The 10,828-nt window shown below is 68.7% G+C and carries 11 protein-coding genes; 7 read left to right on the forward strand and 4 right to left on the reverse strand.

Annotated elements, in window-relative coordinates; genetic code table 11:
• Positions 1-1,530: a tripartite tricarboxylate transporter permease gene (locus SB816_RS26055; RefSeq protein WP_054502534.1), complete on the forward strand. Its 1,530-nt coding sequence runs from the start codon at positions 1-3 to the stop codon at positions 1,528-1,530.
• 88 nt (positions 1,531-1,618) lie between these two features.
• Here SB816_RS26055 and SB816_RS26060 read toward each other — a convergent pair whose 3' ends face one another.
• Entirely contained in the window at positions 1,619-1,951 is a 333-nt protein-coding gene (locus SB816_RS26060; RefSeq protein ID WP_054502860.1) for a SelT/SelW/SelH family protein, read from the reverse strand.
• A 101-nt stretch (positions 1,952-2,052) separates the two neighbouring features.
• Here SB816_RS26060 and SB816_RS26065 point away from each other — a divergent pair, with 101 nt between their 5' ends.
• A complete protein-coding gene (locus SB816_RS26065; RefSeq protein WP_410547735.1) occupies positions 2,053-3,258 on the forward strand; it encodes a multidrug effflux MFS transporter in 1,206 nt (401 codons plus the stop codon).
• Between the two features lie 28 nt (positions 3,259-3,286).
• Here SB816_RS26065 and SB816_RS26070 read toward each other — a convergent pair whose 3' ends face one another.
• Positions 3,287-3,760, reverse strand: a complete 474-nt coding sequence (locus tag SB816_RS26070) for a DMT family transporter (RefSeq protein ID WP_054502536.1) — start codon at positions 3,758-3,760, stop codon at positions 3,287-3,289.
• An 81-nt stretch (positions 3,761-3,841) separates the two neighbouring features.
• Here SB816_RS26070 and SB816_RS26075 point away from each other — a divergent pair, with 81 nt between their 5' ends.
• The gene (locus SB816_RS26075; protein ID WP_231133045.1) at positions 3,842-4,738 is read left to right on the forward strand and encodes a LysR family transcriptional regulator; all 897 of its coding nucleotides are present in this window, start codon (positions 3,842-3,844) and stop codon (positions 4,736-4,738) included.
• A gap of 17 nt (positions 4,739-4,755) precedes the next feature.
• Here SB816_RS26075 and SB816_RS26080 read toward each other — a convergent pair whose 3' ends face one another.
• Positions 4,756-5,742, reverse strand: a complete 987-nt coding sequence (locus SB816_RS26080) for an aldo/keto reductase (RefSeq protein WP_410547736.1) — start codon at positions 5,740-5,742, stop codon at positions 4,756-4,758.
• Positions 5,743-5,830: 88 nt separating this feature from the next.
• Between SB816_RS26080 and SB816_RS26085 the strand changes: the two genes are divergently transcribed.
• Complete coding sequence (locus SB816_RS26085; protein WP_144657292.1) at positions 5,831-6,754, forward strand: LysR family transcriptional regulator; 924 nt, start codon at positions 5,831-5,833, stop codon at positions 6,752-6,754.
• An 89-nt stretch (positions 6,755-6,843) separates the two neighbouring features.
• Positions 6,844-7,638: an enoyl-CoA hydratase gene (locus tag SB816_RS26090; protein ID WP_054502539.1), complete on the forward strand. Its 795-nt coding sequence runs from the start codon at positions 6,844-6,846 to the stop codon at positions 7,636-7,638.
• A 9-nt stretch (positions 7,639-7,647) separates the two neighbouring features.
• Here the strand turns inward: SB816_RS26090 and chrA are convergent, their stop codons facing one another.
• Entirely contained in the window at positions 7,648-8,907 is a 1,260-nt protein-coding gene (gene chrA / locus SB816_RS26095) for a chromate efflux transporter (protein WP_116793471.1), read from the reverse strand.
• 255 nt (positions 8,908-9,162) lie between these two features.
• On the opposite strand from chrA, the gene SB816_RS26100 reads away from it, so the two are divergent.
• The gene (locus SB816_RS26100; RefSeq protein ID WP_410547737.1) at positions 9,163-10,476 is read left to right on the forward strand and encodes an ATP-binding protein; all 1,314 of its coding nucleotides are present in this window, start codon (positions 9,163-9,165) and stop codon (positions 10,474-10,476) included.
• A 12-nt stretch (positions 10,477-10,488) separates the two neighbouring features.
• The gene (locus tag SB816_RS26105; protein ID WP_410547738.1) at positions 10,489-10,800 is read left to right on the forward strand and encodes a hypothetical protein; all 312 of its coding nucleotides are present in this window, start codon (positions 10,489-10,491) and stop codon (positions 10,798-10,800) included.
• The last annotated feature ends 28 nt before the right edge of the window (positions 10,801-10,828 follow it).

Genomic DNA, 10,828 nt, shown 5'->3' on the forward strand with positions numbered 1-10,828 from the left:
ATGGAAATCCTCAATAACCTGATGCATGGCTTTTCGGTCGCGTTCGCGCTCGACAACCTGCTGTGGGCCGTGTTCGGCGTGTTCATGGGCAACCTGATCGGCGTGCTGCCGGGCATGGGCGTGCTGGCCGCCATCTCGATCCTGTTGCCGCTGACCTACACCATGACCCCGACCGCCGCACTGGTGATGCTGTCGGGCATCTACTACGGCTCGCAGTACGGCGGCGGCATCACCTCGATCATGCTGAACCTGCCGGGCACCGCCTCGCACGCCGTGGCCTGCCTGGACGGCAATCCGCTGGCGCGCAACGGCAAGGCCGGCTCGGCGCTGTTCATGCTGATGTTCTCGTCGTTCTGCGGCGCGTCCGTCGGCATCCTGGCGATGATCCTGTTCTCGCCGCTGCTGGTCGACGTGGCCTTCAAGTTCGGCCCGGCCGAGTATTTCTCGATGATGATGCTGGGCCTGCTGGCCGGGGCCACGCTGGCCAAGGGCTCGGCGATCAAGGGCGTGGCGATGGTGGTGGTCGGCCTGCTGCTGGGCGTGATCGGCACCGACGTCAACACCGGCACCATGCGCTTTCACTTCGGCATTCTCGAACTGAGCGACGGCCTGCAGATCGTGGCGCTGGCGATGGGCCTGTTCGGCGTGGCCGACTTCCTCAAGAACATCAACCAGATCGGCGGCGACACCAAGGTCACCAGCACCAAGGTCAGCATGAAGTCGATGCGGCCCGAAGCCGGCGACATCAAGCAGTCGCGCGGCGCCCTGGTGCGCGGCACCGCCATCGGCGCGGCCTTCGGCATCCTGCCGGGCACCGGCCCGACCATCGCCTCGTTCATCTCGTACGCGGTGGAAAAGAAGGTGGCGCGCGAGCCGCGCCGCTTCGGCCGCGGCGCCATCGAGGGCATCGCCGGCCCCGAGGCCGCCACCAGCGCCTCGACCCAGACCAGCTTCATCCCCACCATGAGCCTGGGCATTCCGGGCGACCCGGTGATGGCGCTGATGCTGGGCGCGCTGATCATTCACGGCATCCAGCCAGGTCCGCAGATGATGGTCGAGCACGCCGACATGTTCTGGGGGCTGATCGCCAGTTTCTGGGTTGGCAACGTGCTGCTGTTGCTGCTGAACCTGCCGCTGATCGGCATGTGGGTGCGCCTGTTGACCGTGCCGTTCCGCTATCTGTTCCCGGCGGCGCTGTTCTTCGTCTGCGTCGGCGTCTATAGCACCAACAACAACCTGTTCGATGTGGGCATGGTGACCTTGTTCGGGGCGGCGGGCTATGCGCTGATCCGACTGCGCTTCGAACCGGCGCCGCTGCTGCTGGGCTTCGTGCTCGGGCCGATGGTGGAAGAGAATTTCCGCCGCGCCCTGCTGCTGTCGCGCGGCGACCTGTCGATCTTCGTGACGCGCCCGATCAGCCTGGGCTTCGTGCTGGCCTGCGTGATGCTGATCGCGTTGCTACTGGTGTCGGCCGTGAGGCAGAAGCACAAGGCGCAAGCCGCACTGGAACAAGCCCGCACGGCGGCCTGACCGGCCTCGACGGTGTGACCCACAGCCGCCCTCGGGCGGCTGTTTTTCCTGGCGCGAAAGACTCGTCGCGCGGGCGGACAACGGCCCGCTAGGCCTCGGGCGGCGCCGCCGGCCCCACGACGTGGCCATCGATATGGCCCAGCGGCCGGCCCGGATCGAGCCGGTCGCGCACCCGCTGCTTGAGCACCTTGGCTTCCGGAAAACCGCCGTCGCGCTTGCGGTCCCAAACCAGTTCGCCATCGTAGGTGATCTGGAAGATGCCGCCGGTGCCGGGCTGCAGCACCACCTCGCCCAGGTCGGTGGAGAACGTGGACAGCAGCTCCTGCGCCATCCAGCCGGCGCGCAGCAGCCATTGGCACTGCGTGCAATAAAGGATGACGATGCGGGGACGATGGGCGGCGGGCGGGGTGGCGGTCTGCATGGCGCGGATCATTCTACGCCAGCCAGGGGCGGGCGGCGCGGATCGCCAGTCGTGGATAATGTCAGGTTTTCCCGCGCGCGCGGTGCGCCCCGAGTCCGCCAATGAAGTCTGTATTACCCGCCCGCAGCCAACGCTGGCTGATCGGCCTGTTGATGGGTCTGGTCACCCTCACGCCGATGGGCATCGACATCTACCTGCCCTCCCTGCCCGCCATGGCCGTCGGCTTCGGCCAATCGATCAGCGCGCTGCAGGCCAGCATCACCCTCTTCATCTTCTCGGTCGGCGTCGGCCAGATCCTGATCGGCCCGCTGGCCGACCGCTACGGCCGCCGGCCGGTGGCGCTGGGCGGCGCGCTGGCCTACCTGGCCGGGTCGGCGCTGGGCGCCGCGGCCAATACGCTGGAGCTGTTCTACGCGGCCCGCGTGATCCAGGGCCTGGGCGCGTGCTCGGCTTCGTTGGTGGCATTCGCGGCGGTGCGCGACCGCTTCAGCCCGGCGGTCGGGGCGCGTGTCTACAGCTATCTGAACGGCGCATTGTGCACGGTGCCTGCGCTGGCGCCGATGCTGGGCGGCGCGCTGGCGGTGCATGCCGGCTGGCGCAGCACCTTCGTCTTCATGGTGCTGTTCGCACTGGCGCTGGCCGCGTTGCTGGCGTGGCGTTTCACCGAAACCCGCGCGGCCGCGCCGGCGCGCGGCACGCCCCTGTACAGCCTGCGCCGCTACGCGCCCATTGCGGCCAGCGGCCGCTTCCTTTACTTCGCCATTTTCGGCATGGCCGGCATGGCCATGATCCTGGTGTTCGTGTCGGCCGCGCCGGTGGTGCTGGTGCAGCAGCTCGGCTATTCGGAGCTGGGGTTTTCCGCCTGGTTTGGCGGCAACGCCGCCATCAACATCGCGGCGTTCTTCCTGGCGCCGGTGTTCATTGCGCGCTTCGGCCGCTATGCCATGCTGCGGGTCGGCATGATGGCGCTGCTGGCGGCCGCGCTGCTGCACCTGGCCGCCTGGCGCTGGGCGCCCGCGGCCGCTTGGATCTTCATGCTGCCGGTGGCGGTGCTCACCGTCGGCTTTTCGCTGGCGCTGGGTTCGGCGCTGAGCCTGGCGCTGGAACCCTTCGCCGATCGCGCCGGCACCGCCGCCGCGGTCTATGGGCTGTTCCAGATGAGCGGCTCGGCTGTCATCGCCACCGCCCTGCTGGACCAGGGTGTGGCCCCGCAAGCGGCGATGGGCCTGATCGGCGTAGTGATCGTGGGGCCGCTGCTCTGCCTGTCGGGCGTGATGGCCCGCCGCGTCGCCGCGTCTTCGCACTGAGCGCCCGGCCCACGCCGTCCGGCGTGGCTCACGCCGCCGCGCGCGGCGCGTTCGACAGGTGCATCAACAGCGCGCCGGCGGCGATCAGGGCCGCGCCCGCCAGCCGGCCGGGATTGAGCGCGCTGCCGACGAAGCCCACCAACGCATAGCGGTCCAGCAGCAGCGCCGCCAGCATCTGGCCGGCGATCACCGCCGCCAGGAAGGCGCCCGCGCCCAGGCGCGGCGCCAGCATCAGCGCCGCCGTGATGTAGAACACGCCGGCCAGCCCGCCGGTCCAGCCCCACCACGGCAGCCGGCCGATCTCGGCAAAGCTCGGCGCCGGCACGCGCAGAACCGCCATCACCGCCATCGCGGCGATGGCGCTGATGGCCAGCGAGACCATGGTGGCCCACAGCGGATGCCCCAGGTGACGGCCCAGGGCGGCATTGGCGCCGGCCTGGATAGGCACCAGCGCGCCCGCCAGGATGGCGGCGGGAACGGCGTAGAAGGTCGTGGTATTCAAGGTTTGCTCCGATTCAAGAGGATTGGCTTTATTCTCTTATTCGTCAACCGTTGAATCCAATTCGATATTTGTCTATTGAATATGCAGCCAGTGAATAATTTACGGGCCATCGACCTGAATCTGCTGGTGGTGCTGGACGCGTTGCTGCACGAGCGCAACCTGACCCGCGCCGCCGCCCGTCTGCCGATGAGCCAGCCCGCCATGAGCCACGCGCTGGCCCGCCTGCGGACGCTGCTTGGCGACCCGCTGTTCCATCGCACCCGTGGCGGCCTGCGGCCCACGCCGCACGCCCTGGCGCTCGAAGCGCCGCTGCGCGATGTGCTGGCGCAGGTGCGTCGGCTGTTGGCGGGCGCGGTGTTCGAGCCGGCGGCGAGCCGGCGCGCGTTTCGCCTGGCGATGTCCGACTATGGCGCGAGCGTGCTGCTGCCGCCGCTGATGCGGCGCCTGCGGCGCGACGCGCCGGGTATCGACCTGGAGATCAGTTATGCCAGCCGTAGCGGCATGATCGCGGGCGTGGCCGACGGCCAGCTCGACCTGGCGCTGGCCGTATTCGGCGAGACCCCCGCCGACATTCAGCGCGAGGTGCTGTTCGAAGAGCGCTTCGTCTGCGTCGCCGACGCCGCCGCCGGCCTGCCGTCGACATTGGAGGATTACCTGGCGCGACCGCACGTGCTGGCGGCCGCCAGCCAGGACCAGCGCGCGGCGGAAGTGGACGCGGCGCTGGCCCGCCTCGGCCAGTCGCGCCGCGTGGCGCTGCGGCTGCCGCATTGGACGGCGGCGTCCGCCGTGCTGGCCGGCACCGACCTGGTGCTGACGGTGGCGCGGCGCTCGGTGACGCCGGCGCCGGCCGGCCTGGCCGTGGGGCCGGCGCCATTCGCCATCGCGCCGCTGGCGTTCGAGATGATCTGGCACCAGCGCGCCGACGCGGACGCCGGCCTGGGCTGGCTGCGCGCGCTGCTCGGTCAGGTGGCCGGCTGAGGCGCGGCGGGCGCCGCCTATTCCCGCGCGCGCGGTGCCATGAACTCGGGGCCGACAGGATCGAGGACGTTCTTTTCCAGCAGTTCGTCGATGTCGGCCATGTCGGCGTCGCTCAGGTGCCAGCCGCAGGCCTGGTCCACGCCGTCCAGTTGTTCGGGACGGCGCGCGCCCCACAGGGCGATGGTCGGGCCGCTGTCCAGCACCCAGCGGATCGCCAAGGCCAGCACCGGCTTGTCGTAGCGGATCCGCGCCATGGCCTCCAGTTCCTTGGTGGCGCGCACGTACTGCTCGAAACGCGGCCGGCGGAACTTCGGATCCGCCGCCCGCAGGTCGTCGGCGCCGAAGGTGGTGTCCACCGTCATGCGACCCGACAGCAGGCCGCGGCACAAGGCGCCATAGGCCAGCACGGCCAGCCCGTGCTCGCGCGCATAGGGGAGCACGTCGCGCTCGATGGCGCGCTCGAACAGGTTGTAGGGCGGCTGCACCGACGCCAGCGGCAGCACCGCGCGGAACGCATCCATCTGCTCGGGCGAATAATTGCTCACCCCCACCGCCAGGATCTTGCCTTCGCGCTGCAACGCTTCCAGCGTGCGCGCCGTGTCCTCGATCGGCACCAGCGGATCGGGCCAATGGATCTGATACAGGTCGATGCGGTCGGTGCGCAGGCGGCGCAGCGAATCCTCCACCTCGCGCCGCAGCCGCTGCGGGCTGGAGTTGCGCCGCACGCCCTCGCCGGCCCATTCCAGGCCGCCCTTGGTGGCGATGACCGCCCGGTCGCGCATGCCCGCCAGGGCCTGCCCCACCATTTCCTCGGAATGGCCGAAGCCATACACCGGCGCGGTGTCGATCAGGTTGATGCCGCGCTCGACCGCGCCGCGCAGGGTGGCGATCGAGGCCGAGTCATCGGCGCCGCCCCACATCCAGCCACCGATCGCCCACGTGCCCAGGCCGATTCTCGACACAGGCGTGGGGATGCCTTCAATACGCATGGTCTCGACCAGCATGACTTCTCCTACACAAAAAGGTTGATGAGTGTAGGTCAGGTATTATTGAATCGGATTCAACGATTTATTCATCTTCGCCCCGCTGTTCATGCCGTCCTACAGCCGCCACGACCTGGCCGATCTCAGCGCCTTTGCGGCCATCTGCCGGCGCGGCAGTTTCCGCCTGGCGGCCATCGAACTGGGCGTATCGACCTCGGCCCTGAGCCACGCGCTACGCAACCTGGAAGATCGCCTGGGCGTCAAGCTGCTCAACCGCACCACCCGCTCGGTCGCGCCCACCGAAGCCGGCAGCCGCTTGGCGGCGCAACTGGACCAGAGCTTCGGCGAGATCGGCGCGGCCCTGTCGGAGCTGGACCGCTACCGCGGCGGCCCGCTGGGAGGCCTGCGCATCAACGTGCCGCGCGATGCCTCGCGGCTGCTCCTCAGCCCGGTGCTGGCTCGCTACCTCGACGACTATCCCGGCGTGCAGATCGAGGTCGTGGTCGACAACAACATGGTCGACATAGTCAAGGCCGGCTTCGACGCCGGCATTCGCTTCGGCGACACGGTGCCGCAAGACATGGTCTGCACGCCGCTGACCCCGCCATTGCGCTGGGTGGTGGTGGGCGCGCCCGCCTATCTCGGCCGCCACGGCACGCCCAGGACGCCCGAGGACCTGTTGCGCCACGCCTGCATCCGGCTGCGGCTCGGCGACCAGACCATGTACCGCTGGGAACTCGGGCAGCCGCCGCGCGCGCACGCCATCGACGTGCCCGGCGCGCTGATCGTGAACGAAACCGACATGGCGCTGGACGCCGCGCTGGACGGCATCGGCCTGGCCTATTGCCTGGAGCGCTGCGCGGAGCCGCACCTGCGCGCCGGACGCCTGCGGCGCGTGCTGGACGAGTGGTCGCCAGCGGGCGCGCCGCTGGTCATGTACTACCCCAGCCGGCGGCAACTGGCGCCCGCGCTGAGCCGCCTGATCGAAGCGATCCGCGGCGCCAACGGGCTGCCCGGCGCGATCGACGGCTAGGCCCCGCCAATCGCCCCGCATGGGTCGCGCCGGTCCGCAGGCGGCGCCAGCCTGCTATCGTGGAGGCCAGCCCCCCTTTCGGAGACGCCATGCCCGCCGATGCCCTGCCCCAGGACCCCTTGCTGTTGCACACGATGCGCGATGGCATCGCCACGCTGCGGTTGAACCGGCCCGCGCAATTCAATGCGTTGTCCGAAGGCTTGCTGGACGCGCTGCGCGCGCGCATCGACGCGCTCGCCCGTGAACCCGGCCTGCGCTGCGTGATCCTGGAATCGGCCGGCCGCGCGTTCTGCGCCGGCCACGACCTGCGCGAAATGCGCAGCCAGCCCGCGTTCGATTACTACCTGGCGCTGTTCCGCAAGTGCGGCGGCGTCATGCAGGGCCTGCAGGCCCTGCCGGTGCCGGTCATCGCCAAGGTCCGCGGGGTGGCCACCGCGGCGGGCTGCCAATTGGTGGCGAGCTGCGACCTGGCCGTGGCCGCCGACAGCGCGCGCTTCGCCGTCTCCGGCATCAATGCCGGCCTGTTCTGTTCCACGCCGGCGGTGGCGCTGAGCCGCAACGTGTCGACCAAGCGTGCCTTCGAAATGCTGGTGACCGCGCGCTTCATCGACGCCGCGCAGGCGTGCGACTGGGGCCTGCTGAACGACGTCGCGCCGGACGCGGAGCTGGATGCGCGGGTCCAGGCGCTGGCCGACGTGATCGCGTCCAAGAGCCCCGCCGCGATCCGCCACGGCAAGCGCATGTTCTACGCACAGCGCCAGATGGCGCAGGCCGAGGCCTACGAATACGCCGCCGAAGTCATGGCGCGCAACATGATGGAGGAGGACGCGGCCGAAGGCATCGACGCCTTCCTGCAAAAGCGCGCGCCGCGCTGGCGCCCGTGACCGGCGGCGCTACGCCAGCCAGCCCAGCGCCCAGCCGCCCGCCGCGGCGGCCAGCACCACCCACAGCGGCGACCAGCGCGCATACACCAGCAGGCCGAACAGGCCCAGCGCCAGCGCGAAATCCGCCTTGGAGCGGATCGCGCCGGTCCAGACCGGGTCGTACAGCGCCGCCAGCAGGATGCCCACCACGGCCGCGTTGACGCCCGCGACCATGTTGCGCACGCCGGGTCGGCGCCGCAGGCCTTCCCAGAAAGGCAAGGCGGCGGCCACCAGCAGCGCGCCGGGCAGGAACACTGCCACCAGCATGGCCAGGCCGCCGGCCCAGCCCGGCAATGGACCGGACGAGACCGCGCCCAGGAAAGCGGCGAACGTGAACAGCGGCCCCGGCAGCGCCTGCGCCACGCCATAGCCCGCCAGGAAATCCGCGCTGGACACCATGCCGCCGCCAACCGCGGCCGTCTCCAGCAACGGCAGCACCACGTGCCCGCCGCCGAACACCAGCGCGCCCGCGCGATAGAACCCCGCCAATTGCGTCGCCAGCGGCGCGTCCGACAGTGACGCCCATAGCGACAACCCCGCCAGCAACAGCGTGAACAGCGACAGGCAGAGATAACCGGCGCTGCGCGACACGCTCTGGGCCCGGTTCGCCAGCAGCGGCCGAGGCGGCACCTGCAGCAACACGGCGCCGGCCGCCGCGCCCAGCACGATGGCGCCGATCTGCCCCAGGGTGGTCGGTAGCGCGACGGCGATCAACGCGGCGACGATGGCCAACCCGGCGCGCGGCGCGTCTGGACAGAGCGAGCGGCCCATGCCCCACACCGCCTGCGCGATCACCGCCACGGCCGCCACCTTCAGGCCATGCACCAGCGGCAGGCTGGCCAGGCCGCCGAAACGCGCCAGCCCCAGGCCCAGCAGGATCATTGCCAGCGCGGACGGCAGCGTGAACGCAAGCCAGGCCGCCAGCATGCCCGTCCACCCGGCCCGTTTCAGGCCCAGCGCCATGCCGACCTGACTGCTGGCCGGGCCCGGCAAAAACTGGCACAACGCCACCAGATCGGAAAACGCATAATCGTCGAGCCAACGGCGGCGATCGACGAATTCCTCGCGGAAATAGGCCAGGTGCGCCACCGGGCCGCCAAAGGCGGTCAGGCCGAGCCGCAGAAAAGCGAAAAAGACCTCCGCACAGGTTCCGCCTCCAGCCGTCTCGGCCTCGCTGGCCACCGCTTTACTGGCGACGCGTTCATCGTGGGAAGGGGGTTGCGGCGGCATCGGACTCGACACTCTGGAACGGTTGGCGCCGGCCGGTCGCGCGGCGGCGTGATTCAAGCTTATAGCCGGGCGGCGTGGCAGTTTCAATCGTTCGCCCGGCGCGGTTCCGCCAGAGTACTGCATCAAGCTTCACAATTTCCATACAAAATCCGTTGGATAGCCCGATATCCGCTCTGTAGAATACGCCGGCCCACCGCGGTGGCCAGACGCGTCGAGCGGCAAATGTGCGGCGCCCGCGCCCACAGGAATTCCAGAATGCTCAAGTTCACGATCCGTATTTTCGTGGTCGCCGCCATCGCCTACATTGCCGCCTCGCAATTGGTCAACCGCAGCCTGGGTTATCTGCTCGAATCGATCAGCGCCGATCTGTCGTACGAGGCCGTGCGCGGCCAGATGTACGCGCTGCATAAAGAACTCGATCCGATCGAGCCCGAATCACGCGCCGCCTTCATCCGCGATTCCCTGCGCCCGCACTATGGCCTGGAATTGAAGCTGGTGACACCGGAACGGATCGAAGCGACCGAACAGGAAAAGCAGGATCTGGCCACGCGCGGCTTCATCATGCGCGACGAATACAACACCTATCTCGCTCCCCTGCCCGGCGAACCGCGGCAATGGCTGGAGATGCGCCTGCCCGGCGAACCCACGCTGGAAAAGTGGATCACATGGGGCGCGTGGCTGGCGCTGAGCATGGTGCTGGCGGCCGTGCTGCTGCTCCTGTGGGCGCTGCCGGTGTGGCGCGACCTGGATTCGCTGCGCAACGCCACCCTGCGCATGGGCCAGGGCGACCTGCGCGTACGCGCGCGCCTGTCGCATTTCTCCGGCATCCGCCATGTCGGCGAGAGCTTCAATCAAATGGCCGAGCGCATTTCGGCGCTGGTGGAGAATCAGCGCAGCCTGACCAACGCCGTCTCGCATGAATTGCGCACGCCGCTGGCGCGGCTGTCGTTCGAGGTCGACATGCTGGGCCAGGAGAAATTCCAGGCGCGGCGCGAACAGATCCTGCACGACATGCGCGCCGATATCCGCGAGCTCGAAACCATGGTCGACGAACTGCTGGTGTACGCGCGGCTGGAACGTCCCGCCGACGACGTCGTCAAGCAGGAAACCGTGGACGTGCGCGACTGGCTCGGCGAAGCGCTGGCGCAGGTGGCGCACCAGGCCGACGCGCGCGGCGTGCATTGCCACGTGCGCGACGGCCTGCCGGCGCATGTGCAGTTGCATCCGCGCTACATGAGCCGGGCGCTGCTCAACCTGGTCCAGAACGCCGTGCGTTACGCCAGCGCGCGCATCGAAATCTCGCTGACGAGCTGCCCGACGGGCGGCTACGAATTGATCGTCGATGACGACGGCCCGGGCGTCGCGCCTGTCGATCGCGAGCGCATTTTCGAACCCTTCATCCGGCTCGACGAAAGCCGCGACCGCGGCACCGGCGGCGCCGGCCTGGGCCTGGCCATCGTCAAGCGCGTGGCAGCCAGCCACAAGGGCACCATCGAAGTGCGCGAAAGCCCGTTGGGCGGCGCGCGCTTCATATTGCGCTGGATGTCCACGCCCGTCGCGGCGGATTGATTCACGCGCCGCATGGCGCCATGCCTGAATAGTATTCGCGCTGGCGGCACATTATCGCCAGGCGGTTGCATCACGCAGGAATTGTTGCATTCGCTGCCCCGAAAACTCACCGGTGCAACGCCGGACATTTATTCGAAAATTTACGAGCTTCTCCGGATCGCTGTTTCCGAATACACGAATCCGGTCAGCAAAAATCATTCCCGTGTGCCCCGCCCGGCCACGAAAAATCGACTCCCCAACAATATTTCCCCTGCGCATGCCGTGAGATTGACAACTTTTAAAAATAAAAAGCAGCAAAAAGCCGTCGCTTTGATGAATTATTAAAATTTCAAAATACTGGAACAAGGGATTT

The sequence above is a fragment of the Achromobacter sp. SIMBA_011 genome (assembly GCF_046535435.1).
Classification (GTDB): domain Bacteria; phylum Pseudomonadota; class Gammaproteobacteria; order Burkholderiales; family Burkholderiaceae_B; genus Achromobacter; species Achromobacter dolens.